The organism is Herbaspirillum sp. 1130 (assembly GCF_017833835.1).
GTDB lineage: Bacteria > Pseudomonadota > Gammaproteobacteria > Burkholderiales > Burkholderiaceae_D > Herbaspirillum > Herbaspirillum huttiense.
In genome coordinates, this window is sequence record NZ_JAFICQ010000001.1 from 177837 (window position 1) to 196535 (window position 18699).

Below are 18699 nucleotides of genomic sequence, written 5' to 3' on the forward strand. Positions count from 1 at the left end.
ACGGGCAATTTCATTCGCGGGCGAGGGCATCCACCGGATTGAGGCGCGCAGCATTGCGCGCCGGCAGGAAGCCGAACACCACGCCGATCAGGGTAGAGCAGGCGAAGGCACTGACGATGGAGGCAGTGGAATAGATCAGGTGGAAGCTGCTGACGAAGTGCGCAAACACCGCCCCGAAGGACAGCGCCAGCAGCACGCCCAGCAAGCCGCCGGCCAGGCAGACCAGTACCGCTTCGATCAGGAACTGCTGCATGATGTCGCCCTGGCGCGCACCTACCGCCATGCGCACCCCGATCTCGCGGGTGCGCTCGGTGACCGAGACCAGCATGATGTTCATCACGCCGATGCCCCCGACCACCAGCGAGATCAGCGCAATCATCGACACCAGCAGGGTCAGCGTGGCCGTGGCCTTTTCGATGGTCTGGCGGATGCTGTCGGTGTTGAAGATGTAGAAGTCCTTGGTACGATGGCGCAGCGTCATCAGCTGGGTGATGCCTTGCTCCGCTGCCGCGCCGGGGACCTTGTCGCTGACCCGCACCGTGATGCCGCTCAGGTAGCGCTGGCCGATCACGCGCGTCATGGCGGTGGTATAGGGCACCCAGACATTGAGCGAGCTGTTGTTGCCGAAACCGTTCTCGCGCTTCTGCGTGACGCCGATCACCCGGCACGGCACGCTGCCGAGGAAGATCACTTCACCCAGCGCATTGCCGCCGTTGGGAAAGAGCTTCTTGTAGGTATTGGCATCGATCACCACTTCCTGCGCCTGGCGGCGGATGCTGTCGTTGTCGAAGCTCATGCCCTGTGCCATCTTCAGTCCGCGCACGCGGAAATACTGTTCACCTACGCCATTGATGGTGGCCGTGACCGAGATGTTGCCGTAGCGCGCCGAGGATGCTGTGGACACGCTGGGCGTGACGCTGTCCACGTAATTCTGTTCAGCCAGGGCGGCGGCATCGGCTGGCGTGAGGGTGCGGATGGCGGCGGACTTCATGTCGCCGAAATCAGTGCCGGGGAAGATGTCGATGGTATTGGTGCCCATGGAGCTGATGTCGGACAGGATCTGTTCGCGCGAGCCACTGCCCAGGGCGACCACCGAGACCACCGAGGCAATGCCGATGATGATCCCCAGCATGGTCAGGAAGCTGCGCAGGCGATGTGCGTTCATCGCCAGCAGCGACATGCGCAGCGCTTCCTTGAAGCGGTCCAGCGCGGCGCGCCAGGCGCTGGCTTGCCGGTGCTGCTGGCGCTCCTGCTTGATGATGCCGCGCACCGCTGCCGCTTCGGGGGCGTTGTTGCGGCGATCCGCGATGATCAGGCCATCCTTGATCTCGATGATGCGCTGGGCATTGCTGGCCACCTGCATGTCGTGGGTGACGATGATGATGGTGTGGCCTTCGGCGTGCAATTCCTTGAGGATGTTCATCACCTCGTGGCCGCTGTGGCTGTCCAGCGCGCCGGTGGGTTCGTCGGCCAGAATCACGTCGCCGCCGTTCATCAGCGCGCGCGCAATCGAGACACGCTGCTGCTGCCCGCCCGAGAGCTGGCCGGGCTTGTGGTGGCCACGGTCGGCCAGACCGAGCCGCGCCAGCAACTGGGCGGCGCGCTGGCGGCGCTGTGCCGGTTCCTGGCCGGCATAGACGGCGGGCACTTCCACGTTGGCGGTGGCATCCAGGTCCGACAGCAGGTGATAGCGCTGGAAGATGAAACCGAAATGCTCGCGCCGCAGCTGTGCCAGTTCGTCCGGGGCCAGCTTGCCGGTCTCGCGGCCGGCGACCAGGTAGCTGCCGGCGCTGGGCTTGTCGAGGCAGCCGAGGATGTTCATCAGGGTCGACTTGCCCGAACCGGAGGCCCCGACGATGGCGACCATTTCGCCGGCGGCGATGTCGAGGTTGACGTCGTTAAGCACGGTGATGGTGTCATCCCCGGCCGGGAAATCGCGGCGCAGTGCGCGCAGTTGCAGCAATGGCGTCGTCATGGCCACCTTACATGCGCGGCGGCGGACCGCGATGTTCGCTGCTGCTGTCCGCCGTGCCCGGTACGGCGGTGCCGGTGACGACGCGCTCGCCGGCCTTCAGTCCTTCGATGATCTGCACCTGCGCATTGGTATTGATGCCGGTGCGCACCTGGCGCTCCTGGGCCAGGCCTTGCGCATCCAGTACGCGCACGGTGTAGCGGCCCTGGGCATCCTTTGCACCCAGCGCCGTGGAGGGCACCACCAGCGCGTCCTTGGCCTCGGAGAGCACGATGTTGACCTGGGTGGTCATCGAGATGCGCAGCTTGCCATCGGGATTGGGAAGGTCCAGCAGGCCGTTGTAGTAGATCGCCGTCGAGCTGGAACTGCTGGTGGTAGTGCTGGTGGTGCTGGTGGTGGTGTCGTCCTGCAGGATCGAGTCAGGTGCCGGTTCGATGGCGCGCAGGGTGGTGCGGTAGCGATGCTCGGGATCGCCGAGGATGGTGAAGTACACCGGCAGGCCGGGCTTGACGCGTACCACGTCGGCTTCCGAGATCTGCGCCTTGATGGTGACCGTATCCATGCGTGCCACCTTGATGATGGTCGGGGTGGACTGGTTGGCGTTCACGGTCTGGCCTTCCTGGGCCACGATGGCGACCACTTCGCCATCGATGGGAGCGGTGATGCGGGTGTAGCCCAGGTTCAGGCGGGCGGTGTCAACCTTGATGGCCCCGTCCTTGATCTGCGCCTGCAGGGCGGCGATGTCGGCACGGGTGGAGTTGAGGGTGGCTTCGGCCGTCTCGAAGTTCTCGCGCGAGCTGGCGTCGCCGGCCAGCATCATCTGCTGGCGCGCATAGGCCAGTTGCGCCTGTTTCAGCGTGGCTTCCTTGGCGCGCAGCTGGGCCTGCAGGTTCTGCAGCGAATATTCGGCGCTGGCCAGGGCATTGGCCTGGGTCAGGGAATCGATCTCGGCCACCAGTTGGCCCTTCTTGACGCGCTCGCCCAGCGCCACCTTGAGCGATTTGATCTGGCCCGACACCTGCGCGCCCACGCTGACCTGCTTGTAGGCCTTGACGGTGCCGCTGGCCAGGACCACGTCCTGGATATCGGCCACGGACGCGGTGGCGGTCAGGTAGCTGGGCGGCGCTGGCGGCGTGAGTGCGCGATGCACGAGGTAGCCCCCGGCCAGCAGGACGGCGAGACTCAGGAGCAGGATCTTGGGGCGGCGGAAGTAGGCGATATTCATGCGAGAAAATGAGGGGCGGCCACAGGGTCGGCCGGACGCACAGCGGTGCCGCAGGCAAAGGCGTCATTGTGAGGCCGTCGCTGCCGTGCGTGTGTCAGCAGACGTAAATGTTGTGCAAGCAAAGCTTGCCGCTTACGGTTTGGGCAGCGCATTGACCGGCGGCACGCTGCCCAGCAGGCGGACCATCTCCACGCCATCGGACAGGAAGCGCTGCAGCGGGGTGAGCATATAGGGCAGGGCGAAGGCGATCAGGATGAATCCCGCCAGCATGGTAATCGAAAAACCGATCCCGAAGAGATTGAGCTGCGGCGCGGCGCGGGTGAGGATGCCCAGGGCGAAGTTGGTGATGAGCAGTGCGATCAGCAGCGGCAGCGACAATTGCAGTCCCATGCTGAAGACCTTGGCCCCCCACAGGCCGAGCTGATGGAAGCCCTCGGTGGTGATCGGCACGCCCGTGATGGGCAGGGTGTGGAAGCTCTCTGCCATCACCTGCAACAGCAGCAGGTGGCCGTTCAGGTTGATGAACACCATGGTGGCCAGCAGCGAGAACACCTGGCTGATGACGGCCGTACGGCCCTGTGTCTGGGGATCGAAGAAGGCCGCGAAGGACAGGCCCATGGTCGAGCTGGTCAGTTCACCCGCCGCTTCCACGGCGGCAAATACCACGCGCATGGCAAAGCCCATGGACAGGCCGATCAGCAATTGCTGCAGCAGGATCAGCAGTCCGGTCATCGACATCGGATCGATGGCCGGGGGAATCGGCACATCCGGCGCCAGCACCGCGCCGATGGCGATGCCCAGCAGGATCTTGACCAGCATCGGCACGCTGGCGCTGCCGAAGGGCGGGGCGATGGACAGCAGCCCGAGGATGCGCGTGGTCGGCCAGATGAACATGGCGACCCAGGCGTAGAGTTGCTGGCTGGTGAAGGTGAGCATGGATCAGGAGCCGCCGGGCCTGCCCGGCGGACCGGCCTACTGGACCATGGCGGGAATCCCGCTGAACATGGTGTGCATGTAGTCGAGGATGATGGTCAGCATCCACGGGCCGGCGATGATCAGTGCCAGGAACACGCCCACCAGCTTGGGAATGAAGGCCAGGGTCTGTTCGTTGATCTGGGTCGCGGCCTGGAAGATGCTCACCAGCAGCCCGATGAGCAGGGCCGTGATCAGCATCGGGGCGGCGATCAGGAGAGTGACTTCCATGGCCTGGCGGCCCATGGTCATGACGCTTTCGGGTGTCATACGTATCCTTGCCTTGGGCTAGTAGAAACTCTGGGCCAGGGAGCCGATCAGCAGCTGCCAGCCATCCACCAGCACGAACAGCATCAGCTTGAAGGGCAGCGAGACGATGGCCGGAGACATCATCATCATGCCCATCGACATCAGGATACTGGCCACCACCATGTCGATGATCAGGAAGGGGATGAAGATGGCGAAGCCGATCTGGAAAGAAGTCTTCAGTTCACTGGTGACGAAGGCCGGGACCAGCAGGCGCAGCGGCACATCCTCCGGACCTTGCAGGGCCGGACCGCGCGACAGCTTCACATACAGCGCCAGGTCGGACTGGCGGGTCTGCTTGAGCATGAATTCCTTGAGCGGCGCGGCTCCCTTGTCCAGGGCTTCCATCATCTGGATCTTGTTTTCCGCGAAGGGCTGATAGGCCTCGGTATAGATGCGGTCGAACACCGGACTCATGACGAAGAAGGTCAAAAACAGCGACAGGCCGACCAGCACCTGAGTGGGCGGCGTGGACTGCGTGCCCAGCGCCTGGCGCAGCAGCGACAGCACGATCACGATGCGGGTGAAACAGGTCATCATCAGCAACGCCGCCGGTATGAACGACAGCGAGGTGAGGAACAGCATGGTCTGGATCGGCAGCGAATAATTCGTACCGCCGCCCGGGGCGGGCATGCTGTTGAGCGCGGGCAGGCCTTGCTGGGCCGAAGCGGCCAGCGGCAGGCACAGCAGCGCCATCCACCAGTAGCGGCTGCGCAGCAGCGCGCCGCTCCGGCGGAGCAGGAAAGAGAGAATGCCTTGCGGCTTAGGATGTGCTGCCATCATTACCCGGACGGTCGCCGTTGCCGGCACCGCCATTTCGTTTGTCCATGGTGTGCTTGAGCCAGCTGGCGAAGGCCGGTCCGGCGCTGGCGGGTTGGGCGGCGACGCCTTCCTGGCGCGGCAGGGTGGCCAGGGCATTGACCCGGCCGGGAGCGACGCCGACCACGATCCACTGGTCGCCCACTTCGACCACCATCACCCGTTCGCGCGTGCCGACCGACACGCCCCCGACCACCTTGGCCACGGCATTGCCGCCCAGGCTGTTGGCCAGGCCCATGCGCTTGAACAGCCAGGCGACGGCGGCCATGACGGCCAGCACCGCCACCAGTCCGAAGAGCATGGTGAACACACTGCCGGAGGAAGAGGGAAGGGAAGCGCCGGCGGCCACTGGCGCGGCTGCAGCCGGAGCTGCGGCGGGGGCATTGTCGGCCCAGGCGTGGGCGGCAGCCACCAGGCTGCCCCCCAGGAAGACCAGGGCCGACATCGGCGCCGGACGGATCCGGCGCAGGCCCTGCCACATCGATGCTGCGTAAAAACGTCTCATCAAACTCAAGCCATCCCGCTCAGCGGTTGAGCTTGCGGATGCGTTCTGCCGGCGTGATGATGTCGGTCAGGCGGATACCGAACTTGTCATTGACCACCACCACTTCGCCTTGTGCGATCAGGCAGCCGTTGACCAGCACGTCCATCGGTTCACCGGCCATGCCGTCCAGTTCCACCACCGAGCCCTGTGCCAGTTGCAGCAGGTTCTTGATGGCGATCTTGGTGCGGCCCAGTTCCACGGTCAGCTGCACCGGGATGTCGAGGATGAAGTCGATATCGTTGGGAGTGTTGGTCTTGATATCGGCGGCGCTCAGGTCCTTGAAGACGGTGGCCATCGCAGGGGCTGCGGTGATGCCTTTCTCGTCTTCCATCTCGCCTTTTTTCTGCGCCTCTTCAGCCTCGGTTTGCTCGGCCATGGCCGCGCCCCACGGATCGTCTTCCGCTGCGCCTGCGCCTGCTACGTTCTCATCAGCCATTACTAATCTCCTTGAAAGCTTTCCGGTGTTTCTTGATGGGTGATGGACAGCAGTTTTTCAACGCGCAAGGCGTATTGGCCATTGGACTGGCCGTAGCTGCATTCCATCACCGGTACGCCGTCAACCTGTGCCTCGACGGTCGTATTGGTCTGCAGCGGAATGACGTCGCCGACCTGCATGTGCAGCAGATCGGTGAAATTGACTCGGGCGGTGCCGAAATTGACGATCAGTTCGACCTCGGCCGTCTGGATCTGCTGCTTCATCAGGCGGATCCAGCGCTTGTCCACTTCCAGCGCCTCGCCCTGCATGCTGCTGGTGAGGCGGTCACGCACCGGTTCGATCATCGAATAGGGCGTGCAGATGTGAATCTCGCCCGACACCGGTCCCAGCTCGACGGTGAAGGTGGTCGAAACCACCACTTCGTTGGGCGTGGCGATGTTGGCGAACTGCGTATTCATTTCCGAGCGAATGAACTCGAATTCGATCGGATAGATCGGTTCCCACGACTTGGCGTAGGTCTCGAAGGTGATCTCCAGCACGCGCATGATGATGCGCTGCTCGGTGGGCGTGAATTCGCGGCCTTCGATGCGGGTGTGGAAGCGGCCATCGCCGCCGAACATGTTGTCCACCAGCATGAACACGAACTGCGGGTCGAACACCACCAGCCCGATGCCACGGAAGGGCTTGATGTGCACCAGGTTCAGGTTGGTTGGCACCACCAGGTTGCGGATGAATTCACTGTACTTGGACACCTTCACCGGACCGACCGAGATTTCGGCGGTACGGTGAATGAAGTTGAACAAGCCGATGCGGAACAGACGCGCGAAACGCTCGTTGATGATTTCCAGCGTGGGCATGCGCCCGCGCACGATGCGTTCCTGCGTGGCCAGGTTGTAGGTACGTACCGTACCAGGAGCTTCTTCGACGATTTTTTCTTCGTCTTCATCTCCCGTCACGCCCTTCAAAAGGGCATCGACTTCTTCCTGTGATAGAAAATGCTCGGCCATGGTCGACGATCTCTGACTTCGATACGGTGTTACTGCTGTTGGATCACGAACGAGGTGTAGAACACGTCGGTGATCTGCGGTCCCTTGCCCTTGCCCGAGAACGGTTCGCCCAGTTGGTCGATGATCTCGTCGGTCAGGCGGCGCTTGCCTTCGCTGGTCAGCAGCTCCGAGGCCTTCTTGCTGGACAGCACCATCAGCAGGCGGCTGCGCACTTGCGGCATGTACAGTTTGAGGGCTTCAGCGGTCTGGCCGTCCGGCACTTGCAGGGTCATTGCCACTTGCAGGTACTGGTCGCCGGTTTCCTGCTGCAGGTTCACCACGAAGGGTTCGATCACCACGAAGGTCGGTGCCTTGGCTTCAACCTTCTCTTCAGCGTGATCATCACCCTTCTTGCCCTTGCCACCCATCATGAAGAACGCTGCAGCACCGCCGATGACCAGCACCAGCACTGCGCCCACGATGATGAACAGCATCTTCTTGCTGGATTTTGCCGGTGCTGCATCTGCTTCAGCTCCCTTGGCCGGGGCTTTTCCTTTTGTTGCCATCTACTGTTCCTTTCAGTTCGTCAGCGCGGTATGCGAGGTTATCTGCTTATCGGCAGGCAAATCACATTGTTGAGTCTTGCGCAGACGAAAATTGCTTGTTTTTTAAGGTTTCCGGGGCCGGCCGCTTATGCGAAGGTGTCGACCAGGCCGAGTCCGCTGGTGGTCGCCGTCGCGGTGGCCGTGCCGTTGACGGCCACATCGGCCTCCTGCTCCTTGCCGAAGCTGCCGGAAGAGCCACTGCGCGCCTGCTGCTGACCGTTGCCGGCACCTTGCTGCTGATTGGGCATGCCGGTCTGGACATTGGCCTGGCCGAGCTGGATGCCGGCCTGGTCCATCATTTCACGCAGCTTGGGCATGGCCGCTTCCAGCGCCTGCTTCACTTCGGGCTGGGCGGTGATGAAGGTGGCGTCGGCTTGCTGGTTGTGCACGTTCAGCACCACCTGCATCGGGCCGAGGTCGGGCGGATTCAGGCTCAGCGAGGCGCTTTGCATGCCCGCCGTGGCCATCCAGGTAATCTTGGTGCCCAGGGCCTGATTCCAGCCGGCACTGCCGACGTTGGACTGGATCTTGTCGCTGTAGGCCGGGGTGAACACGGCCTGCGGCTGGCTGGCGACAGCGGCTTGCTGCATGGCTGGCAGCACCACCGGGGTCGGCGCGGCCGGGGCGGCATCCTGCCTGGCGGCCGGAGCGGCGAGCTCGGGCGTGGCCTTGTTCAGTTGGGCGCGGGCGGTGAGGGCGCTGGCATCGTCCTTGGGTTCGGCCTTGGCGGCAGCGCACAGGTCGATGGCGGGCTTGGCGTCCTTCGTATTGCTCGCCTGCGGAGCCGGGTTGGCCTCGGCATTGCTCTTGCGGGCCAGTTCGCTGGCGGCGGCATCCTGCTTGCCCTTGGCGGCGGCCAGGGCATCCTGCAGGGCGGCCGGGTCGACCTTGCCTTGCTTGTCGTCCGCCAGGGCTTGCTGCTGGTCGCTCAGGGACAGCTTGCCGCTGCCGCGCTTGCCCTGGGCCAGCAGGTCGGCTGCGCTGCCGTCACCCTTGGCCTTGCCATCGGCGGCCGGCTTGACGGCGTTCTGGGCGATGTTGGCGACCAGAGCCAGCAATTCAGCCGAGGCCTGGGTGGCGGTGTCGCTGCTGTCCTCGTCTTCATCCTTGTCGCTGACCTGGCTGCTCTGGTCGCTGCCATCGTTGGCGGCGCTCTTGCTGGCATTGTTGGCGGCAGTCTGGGATTGCTGATTGGCAGCGGCCTGCTTGGCGGCAGCCTGGGCATTGGCCGCCTGGGTGTCGGCATTCTGCTGGGCCTGGCGCGCCTGCGCCTGGTTGTCCTGTACGCGCGTGCTGACCTGGCTGTTGAGGACCTGGTTGAAAGGCACATCGGCCGAGAAGCTGTCGGCAGGATTGCCCGAGCGCGAACCCGTGGCGGCCTGGGAGCCGGTGATCACGTTCAACAGCGGCAGGGAAGTGTTCATGATGGTGGCCTGTCGGTAAATGCGGTCTGCTGCTCTGGATGCTGGTTGCGATTCTGTACTTGCGCGCGTTCGGTTCGGTCTTGCCTGGCTGGCCGCTTCAGCGGTCAGCGCTTGTAGAAGCTGATGCGGGCGGCATGCTCGTCCATGGACTTCTGGTCGCGCTTGTTTTCCTTGCGCATTTCCTGGTCGCGCGCCCGCGTGGCCAGTGTGTCGTAGGACATGCGCTTGCGCTCGCAGGCCTGCCATGCGGTACGGGCTTCGGCCACGCGCTGCTGGCTGCTTTGCACCACGTTGACCTGGCCATCGATGGCATTGTCGATCTTTTCCAGGAACAGCTGGAAGTTGCGATACGCCAGCGCGGTCAGGCCATTGGTCAGGGTTTCCTGGAAGCGCGCGGCGTAATCGTCGCGGTATTGCTGCAGGATACCCAGCTTCTGTTGTGCTTCTTCACTCACGCGAATAGCCCGGCCGAGGCGTTTGGTCGCTTCGTCGGTTTCTTTGGTCGCCAATTCAATCAGCGTATCAAGTGCGGAGGGAGTAGCCATGATCACTCTGATTATATTTTTGAGGATGCGCGCTCAATCACCCGAATAGAGCGGTAAGTTGCCTCAAGCTCTCTGATACATCGGCCTGCTCATGGATGCCCTGCTGCAAAAAGGACTCCATTCTTGGCAACAAGGCAATAGCTTCATCCAGCACGGGGTCGCTGCCGGCGGCGTACGCGCCGACGCTGATGAGGTCGCGGTTGCGCTGGAAACGTGAATACAATTGCTTCAGATGCCGCGAACGCCGCTGATGGTCGGCATCCGTGATGCTGTGCATGGCACGGCTGATGGATTGTTCGATATCGATGGCAGGATAGTGGCCAGCCTCGGCCAACTGGCGGTTCAGCACGATGTGGCCGTCCAGGATGGCGCGGGCGGCGTCGGCGATCGGGTCCTGCTGGTCGTCGCCTTCGGTCAGCACGGTGTAGAAGGCGGTGATGGAGCCGCCGCCTTCATCGCCATTGCCGGCGCGTTCCACCAGGGCCGGCAGCTTGGCGAACACGGAAGGCGGGTAGCCCTTGGTGGCAGGCGGTTCGCCGATGGCCAGGGCGATTTCGCGCTGGGCCATGGCGTAACGGGTCAGCGAATCCATGATCAGCAGCACATCCTTGCCCTGATCGCGGAAATACTCGGCAATGGAGGTGCAGTACGCAGCGCCCTGCAGGCGCATCAGCGGCGGCGTGTCGGCGGGCGCCGCCACCACGACCGAGCGCGCCAGCCCTTCGGCACCCAGAATCTGTTCGATGAATTCCTTCACTTCGCGGCCGCGTTCGCCGATCAGTCCGACCACGATCACATCGGCGCTGGTATAGCGCGCCATCATGCCCAGCAGCACGCTCTTGCCCACGCCGGAACCGGCGAACAGGCCCATGCGCTGGCCACGGCCGACGGTGAGCATGGTGTTGATCGCACGAATGCCGGTATCCAGAATGTCGCGAATGGGCGCGCGTCCCAGCGGGTTGGCCGCACGCACGGCCAGCGGGGCCGAGCGTTCGGTATGCAGGGGGCCGAGATTGTCGAGCGGGCGGCCGGCTCCGTCGAGCACGCGGCCCAGCAGCTCGTCGCCGACCGGCAGGCGACGGCTGTGCTCGTCGACGCGGCGCGGAGTGAAGCTGATGGGGCCGGTGCGCGGAGGAGGGCGCACCGGTTCGACCGGATAGACGCGGGTGCCAGGGACGATGCCTTCGACATCGCTCTGCGGCATCAGGAACAAACGTTCATCCTGGAAGCCGACGACTTCCGCTTCGATCATCGTGCCGTTGGGCAGCGGGACGTTGCAGGGGCTGCCCACAGGAAGCTTCAGTCCGACCGCTTCCATCACCAGGCCGGCTACGCGCGTGATGCGTCCGGCCGTGCGGGTAGGCTCGGCCATGGCGACCAGGCTGCGACAGTTGTGCAGGTAGGCTTGCCACAGGCTGCTATGGGAAGGCATCGGGGAGTTCATGCGGGTCTCCCGTTCAGGTAACTATCACTTCGGATGAATCATTCCAGCCAGTCGAGCTGCTTGGACAGCGACTCGCCCAGGCGCTGCCAGCGCGTCGGGGTGGTGGCATCGATCTGGTTGGTGCGGGTTTCGACACGGCAGCCGCCGCGGTCGAGATGGGCGTCTTCCTCGATCTTCCAGCCTTGCTGGGCCAGTTCCTCGCCCAGGTGTTTGCGCACCAGGGCGGCATCTTCGGGATGCAGCGTCAGGCTGGCCGGCAGCTGCAGCACCGGCAAGGCGTGGATGGCCGCGCTGACGGTCGGCAGAATCAGTTCGGGACGCACGTTCAGGGCCGTCTTGAGCATGGATTTGGCCAGGTCCAGCGCCAGGTCCAGCAGTTCGGGGGCCATCTTTTCACTGCACTGTGAGACTTCAGTGCTGAAATTGACTGCGATCTGGCGGAAGTGCTGGATGATTTCGTTGACTTCCTGCTGGCCTTGCTGGAGCCCGGCGACGTAGCCTTCGGAGCGGCCAGCCTGCAGGCCGTGTTCGCGGCCCTCGGCAAAACCTTCCTGGCGGGCGGCCTCGCGGATGGCATCAAGCTGTTCGGCTGTCAGTTGCGGGACCGGTGGCGGCTCTTCGAGGAATTCTTCTTCCTCGGGCAGCATTTCGGGCTGCGGCTCCGGTTCGGGTTCTTCGTTGAAGGACGCCAGCTCCCATCGCTGGTAGGGCGTCATCTCTTCCTTGGGAATGATCTTTGCACGCATGGCTTCTTTGACTCCTCAGGCCGGCATGCCGACGGCACCCTGCATCTGCCTCAAACGCATCAGACGAACGCGTCCTCGCCCTTGGCACCCAGCACGATCTGGCCTTCGTCGGCCAGGCGGCGCACGATCTGCAGGATGGCCTTCTGTTGCGCATCGACTTCGGACAGGCGCACCGGTCCCTTGGATTCCAGGTCTTCCTTCATCATCTCGGCCGCACGCTGCGACATGTTGGCGAAGATCTTGTCGCGCAGGCCTTGCGAGGCACCCTTCAGCGCCACGATCAGCGATTCGGACTGGACTTCGCGCAGCAGCAGCTGGATGCCGCGGCCGTCGATGTCGATGATGTTCTCGAAGACGAACATTTCGTCCATGATCTTCTGCGCCATGTCCTCGTCGTAGGAGCGCAGGTTGTTCATCACTGCGGTCTCGTTCTCGCCCGACATGAAGTTGAGGATCTCGGCCGCGGTGCGGATACCGCCCATCTGTTGTTTCTTGAGGCTTTCGTTGCCGGTCAGCAGCTTGGTCAACACGTCGTTGAGTTCGCGCAACGCGGCCGGCTGCACGCCGTCCAGGGTTGCAATACGAAGGATGACGTCGTTGCGCAAACGTTCCGTGAAATTGTTGATGATGCCGCAGGCATGGTCGCGCTCCAGGTGGACCAGGATGGTGGCGATGATCTGCGGGTGTTCGTTGCGGATGAGCTCGGCCACCGACTGCGCGTCCATCCACTTGAGGCTTTCGATACCGGAGGCATCGCGCCCGCCCAGGATGCGGTTGAGCAGGGAAGTGGCCTTGTCGTCGCCCAGCGCCTTGGTCAGCACGCTGCGGATGTATTCATCCGAATCCAGGCCCAGCGAGGAGGCCTGGCCGGTTTCGGCGACGAAGGCTTCCAGCACTTCGTTGATTTCCTCGAAGCTGACGTTGCGCAGGGCCGACATGGCCGCGCCCAACTTCTGGACCTCTTTCGGGCCCAGGTATTTCATGACTTCGGCGGCCTCATCCTCGCCCAAGGCGAGCATGAGGATGGCACCTTTCTGAACGCCGTCGTTACTCATTGTTCACCCATGACTTGATGATGCTTGCCACCAGCTTCGGATCATTCTTGGCCCACTGCTTGGCGGTTTCCAGGTTGGCCTTGTACTGTGCACGTTCGTCGACTGCCGGCTCGCCGGAGAGGTTGACGATGGCGTCCGGATCGTCCGGATCGAAGCCGGCGGCAACCGCTGCTGCAGCGGCGGCGGCCTCGGCCTCGGCCTTTTCCTTGGCCAGGCGCTCGCGCTCTTCGCGGCCCGACAGCTTCCAGACGATCGGGCGCAGCACGCGGAAGTAGAGGAACAGCAGGACCGCGGCCACCAGCACGTATTTGCCGATTTCCTTGGCCAGTTCGATCATGCCTGGCTGCTTCCACAGCGGCACTTCCGGTTCCATGTCGGTGCTGAACTGGGTATTGACCACGTTGAGCGAGTCGCCGCGATCCTTGTTGTAACCCATCGCTTCCTTGACCAGGTCGGTGATCTGGTTGCGCTCGGCCTCGGTCAGCGGGCGCATCACGATCTTGCCGGTATTGTCCAGGGTACGCTTGTAGTTCACCACCACGGCCACCGTCAGGCGGCGCACGCCACCCATGGGTTGCTGGGTGTAGCGCACGGTCTTGTCGACCTCGTAGTTGATGGTCTCGTCCTTGCGCGAATTGCCGCTGGCCGCCGGGGTCGGTGCTGCGCCGTTGGGCGTGGCCGCCGTACCGTTCTGGTTGGCAGCACCATTGGCCACTGCCGGGTTGACGATCGGCGCGGTGGCAGGGGCAGGGGGCTGGTTGGTCAATGCACCCGGAATGCCCGAGGTACCCGAGGTCGCGCTGTTGGCCTCGCTGCTCTGCTTGCTGCGCACGGCAGCGGTGTCGCGCGTCTGGTTGGGCTTGTAGGCCTCCGAGGCCTGCTCGCTGCGGGAGAAATCGACATCAGCCGTGGCTTCGGCGCGGACGTTGCCGTTGCCGACGATGGGGGCGATGATGGACTCGACGCGCTTGACGATGTCCTGCTGCATGTCCTGGACATACTTCAGCTGGGTCGGGTCGAGCGTGTTGGTCTGGGCTTGCTTGGTGGTGTCGGAGAGCAGATTGCCGTTCTGGTCGACGATGGTCACGGCCTTGGGCGAGAGCTCAGGCACGCTGCTGGCCACCAGATGGACGATGGCGCTGACTTGCTGCTGGTCCAAGAAGCGGCCTGGGTAGAGGCTGAGGATCACCGAGGCGGTCGGCTTCTGCTGGTCGCGGACGAACACCGAGGCCTTGGGCAGGGCCAGGTGAACACGGGCGGTCTGCACCGAAGCCAGCGATTGTACCGAGCGTGCCAGTTCGCCTTCCAGCGCGCGCTGGAAGTTGACCTGCTCCAGGAACTGGGAAATGCCCAGCTTCTGGTTTTCCATCAGTTCGAAACCGACGTTGCCGCCCTTGGGCAGGCCTTGCGAGGCCAGCTTCAGGCGAGCGTCATGCACCATGTTCTCCGGGACCAGGATGGCCGTGCCGCCGTCCGAATACTTGTAGGGCACGTTCATCTGCTGCAGCGAGGCCACGATGGCTCCGCCATCGCGGTCGTTGAAATTGGCGAACAGGACGCGGTACTCGACCTTCTGGCTCCACAGCCAGATGCCCGCCATCAGCGCCAGCGTGGCGGCGGCGGCAATGATGAGCAGAATGCGCTTGCCCTGCGGCGAACGGGCGTAGCCCATCACGCCGCCTTGGGCGGCCTGCCCTTGGGGCATACCCTCAATATTGCCGAGTTCGCCCGGATTGTTGGGTTCGCCGGTCATCGTGCCGTCGGCTGCTACCGCCATGATTTCCCCTCTGGCGTTCCCTCGATTGCCAGCTTGATAAAGACTTTGATCACTGCCTACCTTTGTGAGGTTTTTTGCTCAGTGTGGATTGTCCGTTGGCAGGAAGAATTTGATCGCCCGAACAGAATGGCAAATTCCCCGCTTATTGGTGCGATTTGTCAATGCAGCAGTGTTAAGGTGCTGCTGTAGATGGCGAAGGTGCGTATTGTGCTTTTGCCAAGCGGCAAAATGAACTCAAGAGGTGGCAGATGGCAATCGACAGTGTGATTGATACCAGCAAGATCGAGGCAATGGTGGCCCAGCTGAAGGCTGCGGCAGCCCGCGCCCAGGGTGGCGTGGACCCGGTCCAGAGCGGCGTCGCGGCGGAGAAGCCGGCGCAGCGCGTGGACTTCGCCGACGTGCTCAAGGGCGCGATTGACCAGGTCAATGATTCCCAGGCAAAAGCCGCCAAGATGTCGCAGGCCTTTGCCATGGGGGATGACAGCGTGAATCTGTCGGATGTGATGATCGCTTCCCAGAAGGCCAGCATCTCCTTCCAGACCAGCATCCAGGTGCGCAACAAGCTGGTTTCGGCCTACCGTGACATCATGACCATGCAGGTGTGAAGTTTTCTGCTGTGGGGCGGGCTGGATTGTTGCTCGTCCTTCCATGAAAAAAACACCCCAGAACCGGTTTCCGGTTGCTGGGGTGTTTTTTCATGGGCGCCGCCGGGAAGCGGCGCTGAATTACATCATGCCCGAGGCCTTGGCGTTCTGTTCGCGTTCCAGCTTGGTGATGAAGCGTTGGATGGCGGCCAGGACGGTGCGCGGGATGTCGATGAACTGGCAGCCGAAGCGATTGACGACCTTGCCGTTGGTCATCTTGAACTCCTTGCAGTCGCGCACCTGCAGCTTGACCGAGACCAGGGTGTTATCTCCCAGTTCGAGCTGGCAGTCTTCATACATGGCGCCCGGGGTAGTGGGCAGCAGCTTCTTCTCGTCGGTGATGCCCACGCCGCCGGCGCTGATGTTGTTGAGCAGCGTGACCACCGTGACGAAGGAGCCGTCTGCTTGCGTGATGCGGAAGGTGCAGCGCAGAGGCTTGGCGATCGGAGTCGGGATGCGGAAATACTCACGGCGCTGCAGGCGCACCAGGCTTTCCGGAATGCCGACCTTCAGCGCCGGGCGGCTCTGATACTCCACCTGCCGTGCGCCGTCCACGTTGAAGGTGATGCGGATGCTGTTGTACAAGGCTTCGAAGCCGATGCGCTTGCTGGCCACGATGCTCTCGTTGAGCATGGCGCTGGGAGCCGCGTCGATGATGAGCGAGTCGTCATCGGCATCGACTTCCAGAATGGACGTGATCACGGACTCGGATCCGCCCTTGATCAGCAGGCTCAGGAGCTGGTTTTTCTCCATCATGCTGGTCAGCAGGGCAATGATCTCCCGCCGTGAATGAACCCGGTATGGGCTGTCGTCGTCGATCTCGTCGTTGTTAGCCATCTGTGCGTCGTGTACGTCGGAATTCAGCGAGTAGGATCGCTTTCCCCAGAGGAATTATTGGAATAGTTTGACCCTGTATCATACATCACTGACCCGCTTAATTGCATATTTTCAATACGATATAGCCAGGCCAGCAATTCGGCGACGGTGCGGTACAGGGCGGGGGGGATTTGCTGGTCCAGTTCGACCTGCATCAGCAGCGAGACCAGTTCCTTCGATTCATGAACGTAGACGCCGGCATCACGCGCCCGCGCGATGATGGCTTCGGCCACCAGGCCGCGGCCCTTGGCCACTACCTGGGGGGCTGCCTGGCTGGCGTTGTAGGCCAGGGCCACGGCATTTTGCAGCGGAATATTAGGTTTCTCCATCGGCTTGCTTGACGATCAGGGAGTCGAGAGAGGTGCCGGCTGCCGCCATGGCATTGGCAAACAGGCCAGTGTTGCCGCGCAGGGCTGCGGTGGCAGCGTCATTGTCCGCCTTGACCTGCACGTGGATCTGCTGGCCGATCAGGCGGATCGAAGCCGAGACGCTGCCCAGGTGGGCGAAGTTGAAGCGCACCACGCTGTGCCAGGTGGGGGCGTTTTCGTCGTCGGTGGCACCCTGTTTCGGGGAGTCCTGGCCATGTTCCTGGTTGATTTCCCATTCCATCTTCTGGCCCGGCCAGACTTCGCCGTGCCAGACCACACGCTGCTGTTCCAGCGCATTGAGCTGGAGATTGATGATCTGCCCCAACTGGTTCTGGGCGGGATCGCTGTCGCTGAGCAGGTTGATGTTGCCGCCCTGGCGCGCCGCGACCTGGGCTTGCGGTTCCTTCATCAGTTCGTCGGCAGGGCGCTGGCCGGCGGCCCAGGCAGCGACGTGCGATTCATAGAAGACTCCGCTGTGGGCAATGGCATCCTTCAGGGCCGAGGCCATCTGGTCGACAGGGACGCCGGCCTTGGGCAGCAAGGGTGTGGCCGCATTGATGTGATCGGTGACGTCGCCTTGTTGCGACGCGTGCAGCAGCGTGTCGATGAGACGGCCGGCGTTGCTGAGGGTGGTAGTGCTGCTGGCGGGCGGGCCGGACTGCCCCTGGCGCGCACCCTTGGCCTGGGCATCGGCGATGTCCTCGTTCTGGGCGATCTGTCCGGCACCGCTTTCGTCACGGGTGACGAACTGCAGCGACTTGAGGTCCTTCTGCATCGCGCGGCCGGCGGTGCTCAAGGCGACCGATGCACTTTCCTCGTCGGGACGGATGCTGCCTTCATTGACCGAGAAGGTCGGACGCGGATCCTTGGAGACCAGCGTCAGGGTCAGGGTGTCGCCGACCTGGGCGCTGTTGGGCAGCACCATGCGCGCCGCCGTATTGGCGATGCGCACCAGGAAGGTACCGTCGTTGAAGTTGGAGAGGATGCGGCCCGACATCTGCTGGCCGATCGCAATCTGGGCCAGGCGGCTGAAGGCTTCCTGCCGGGCATCAGCAACCGAAACGACGGCCGTGGCCGCTTCGACAGGATTGACGGGCTGGACGGCGCTGGCGATATCGGCCCGCGGCAACATGGTCAACTACCCATGCCGTAGGTATTGAGGAGCTTCTGTTCGGTCTGGTTGCTCTGGATCAGCGCCGACAGCTTGCGCAGTCCCGGTTCGGTGAGATTGCGGATGTCGCGGTCGTCTTCCAGGATTTTCTTGATGATGTCGACCTTGCGATGGCGCAGCGGCTCAGGCAGGGTGATGTTTTCCTCGCTGTCGCGCAGGCTGGCGATGTGCTTGCCGCACTGGGCTTCCAATGCTGCCAGCAGATCCCAGTCGCCGGCACGGGCGGCCGACAGCATCTCGTTGGTCAATTGCGAGATCGACTCATAGAGGGCGATGACGTCGTCACCGTTCATGTCAGTCATGCCTTTGCAAAGCTGGAAAGAGAAACATCCTGGGTCATGGCCATCGGCGGGGCAGCAGACTGCACTGCATTCGGTCCGATCTGTTCCCAGGCGGAGCGGATGTCGTCGAGCAAACCGTGGATTTCGTCGAGGATGGCCGGATTGTTCGTGGCATTGGCCTCGAACAGGCGGCGGCTCATGTATTCATACAGCGAATCCAGATTCAGCGCCAGTTCGCCGCCGACTTGCTTGTTCAGGCTGGCGCGCAGGCCATTGTCGATGATCAGGATGGCCTTGGTGATGGATTCGCCCTTGTCCTTGATATTGCCTTCGCCCATGGACTTCTTGCCCAGGGCGATGGCCACCAGTGCACCGTCGAAGAGCATGGTGATCAGCTTGTGCGGGCTGGCGGCGATCACGCCGGTTTCCACCCCGATGTTGGCGTAGGCATTGGCCCCGCGCTTCATGCTTCCGAACATGACGTTCTCCTATGTTCGCGGTGT

General features: G+C 63.0%; 21 protein-coding genes. 1 reads left to right on the plus strand and 20 read right to left on the minus strand.

The window, feature by feature from the left end:
• Nucleotides 1–10 precede the first annotated feature (10 nt).
• The 15 genes from JOD78_RS00870 to fliF form a co-directional block, all read right to left on the minus strand.
• Complete coding sequence (locus tag JOD78_RS00870) at nt 11–1975, minus strand: MacB family efflux pump subunit (protein ID WP_121040360.1); 1965 nt, start codon at nt 1973–1975, stop codon at nt 11–13.
• A 7-nt stretch (nt 1976–1982) separates the two neighbouring features.
• Nucleotides 1983–3197 carry an efflux RND transporter periplasmic adaptor subunit gene (locus JOD78_RS00875; protein ID WP_134135253.1) on the minus strand — a complete coding sequence of 405 codons (1215 nt, stop codon included), beginning with the start codon at nt 3195–3197 and terminating at the stop codon, nt 1983–1985.
• A gap of 132 nt (nt 3198–3329) precedes the next feature.
• Nucleotides 3330–4133, minus strand: coding sequence for a flagellar biosynthetic protein FliR (gene fliR, locus JOD78_RS00880; protein WP_121039743.1), 804 nt, complete (start codon nt 4131–4133; stop codon nt 3330–3332).
• Nucleotides 4134–4169: 36 nt separating this feature from the next.
• Nucleotides 4170–4439, minus strand: a complete 270-nt coding sequence (gene fliQ, locus JOD78_RS00885; RefSeq protein ID WP_034331685.1) for a flagellar biosynthesis protein FliQ — start codon at nt 4437–4439, stop codon at nt 4170–4172.
• A gap of 18 nt (nt 4440–4457) precedes the next feature.
• The gene (gene fliP, locus JOD78_RS00890; protein ID WP_166675549.1) at nt 4458–5171 is read right to left on the minus strand and encodes a flagellar type III secretion system pore protein FliP; all 714 of its coding nucleotides are present in this window, start codon (nt 5169–5171) and stop codon (nt 4458–4460) included.
• A 67-nt stretch (nt 5172–5238) separates the two neighbouring features.
• Nucleotides 5239–5799 carry a flagellar biosynthetic protein FliO gene (fliO, locus tag JOD78_RS00895; protein WP_227022626.1) on the minus strand — a complete coding sequence of 187 codons (561 nt, stop codon included), beginning with the start codon at nt 5797–5799 and terminating at the stop codon, nt 5239–5241.
• 19 nt (nt 5800–5818) lie between these two features.
• A complete protein-coding gene (gene fliN / locus JOD78_RS00900; RefSeq protein WP_121039746.1) occupies nt 5819–6274 on the minus strand; it encodes a flagellar motor switch protein FliN in 456 nt (151 codons plus the stop codon).
• A 2-nt stretch (nt 6275–6276) separates the two neighbouring features.
• The gene (fliM, locus tag JOD78_RS00905) at nt 6277–7281 is read right to left on the minus strand and encodes a flagellar motor switch protein FliM (protein ID WP_017450944.1); all 1005 of its coding nucleotides are present in this window, start codon (nt 7279–7281) and stop codon (nt 6277–6279) included.
• A gap of 29 nt (nt 7282–7310) precedes the next feature.
• On the minus strand, nt 7311–7826 hold the full coding sequence (gene fliL, locus JOD78_RS00910) for a flagellar basal body-associated protein FliL (RefSeq protein ID WP_121039749.1): 516 nt from the start codon (nt 7824–7826) through the stop codon (nt 7311–7313).
• A gap of 125 nt (nt 7827–7951) precedes the next feature.
• Nucleotides 7952–9289 (minus strand): flagellar hook-length control protein FliK, encoded by a 1338-nt coding sequence (locus JOD78_RS00915; RefSeq protein WP_209569100.1) that lies wholly within the window; start codon nt 9287–9289, stop codon nt 7952–7954.
• Nucleotides 9290–9393: 104 nt separating this feature from the next.
• The gene (gene fliJ, locus JOD78_RS00920) at nt 9394–9834 is read right to left on the minus strand and encodes a flagellar export protein FliJ (protein WP_034338552.1); all 441 of its coding nucleotides are present in this window, start codon (nt 9832–9834) and stop codon (nt 9394–9396) included.
• Nucleotides 9835–9871: 37 nt separating this feature from the next.
• Nucleotides 9872–11278 (minus strand): flagellar protein export ATPase FliI, encoded by a 1407-nt coding sequence (gene fliI, locus JOD78_RS00925; protein WP_121039755.1) that lies wholly within the window; start codon nt 11276–11278, stop codon nt 9872–9874.
• Between the two features lie 38 nt (nt 11279–11316).
• Nucleotides 11317–12024, minus strand: coding sequence for a flagellar assembly protein FliH (fliH, locus tag JOD78_RS00930; RefSeq protein ID WP_039788445.1), 708 nt, complete (start codon nt 12022–12024; stop codon nt 11317–11319).
• Nucleotides 12025–12083: 59 nt separating this feature from the next.
• On the minus strand, nt 12084–13079 hold the full coding sequence (gene fliG / locus JOD78_RS00935) for a flagellar motor switch protein FliG (RefSeq protein ID WP_034338562.1): 996 nt from the start codon (nt 13077–13079) through the stop codon (nt 12084–12086).
• Nucleotides 13072–14856, minus strand: coding sequence for a flagellar basal-body MS-ring/collar protein FliF (gene fliF / locus JOD78_RS00940; protein WP_121039760.1), 1785 nt, complete (start codon nt 14854–14856; stop codon nt 13072–13074). Before fliF ends, fliG begins: the two co-directional genes overlap by 8 nt.
• Before the next feature lie 248 nt (nt 14857–15104).
• On the opposite strand from fliF, the gene fliE reads away from it, so the two are divergent.
• The gene (gene fliE, locus JOD78_RS00945; protein ID WP_039788439.1) at nt 15105–15461 is read left to right on the plus strand and encodes a flagellar hook-basal body complex protein FliE; all 357 of its coding nucleotides are present in this window, start codon (nt 15105–15107) and stop codon (nt 15459–15461) included.
• A 120-nt stretch (nt 15462–15581) separates the two neighbouring features.
• Here fliE and JOD78_RS00950 read toward each other — a convergent pair whose 3' ends face one another.
• Genes JOD78_RS00950 through fliS form a run of 5 tightly spaced genes read right to left on the minus strand, consistent with a single transcriptional unit; the run spans nt 15582 to nt 18675 of the window.
• Nucleotides 15582–16337, minus strand: coding sequence for a flagellar brake protein (locus JOD78_RS00950; RefSeq protein ID WP_121039763.1), 756 nt, complete (start codon nt 16335–16337; stop codon nt 15582–15584).
• A 23-nt stretch (nt 16338–16360) separates the two neighbouring features.
• A complete protein-coding gene (locus tag JOD78_RS00955) occupies nt 16361–16705 on the minus strand; it encodes an EscU/YscU/HrcU family type III secretion system export apparatus switch protein (protein WP_034332781.1) in 345 nt (114 codons plus the stop codon).
• Nucleotides 16692–17876, minus strand: a complete 1185-nt coding sequence (locus JOD78_RS00960; protein WP_121039766.1) for a flagellar hook-length control protein FliK — start codon at nt 17874–17876, stop codon at nt 16692–16694. The genes JOD78_RS00955 and JOD78_RS00960 overlap by 14 nt, the downstream gene beginning before the upstream one ends.
• A gap of 2 nt (nt 17877–17878) precedes the next feature.
• On the minus strand, nt 17879–18208 hold the full coding sequence (locus JOD78_RS00965; protein WP_034332793.1) for a flagellar protein FliT: 330 nt from the start codon (nt 18206–18208) through the stop codon (nt 17879–17881).
• A 5-nt stretch (nt 18209–18213) separates the two neighbouring features.
• Nucleotides 18214–18675, minus strand: coding sequence for a flagellar export chaperone FliS (fliS, locus tag JOD78_RS00970; RefSeq protein ID WP_034332785.1), 462 nt, complete (start codon nt 18673–18675; stop codon nt 18214–18216).
• Between the last annotated feature and the right edge of the window lie 24 nt (nt 18676–18699).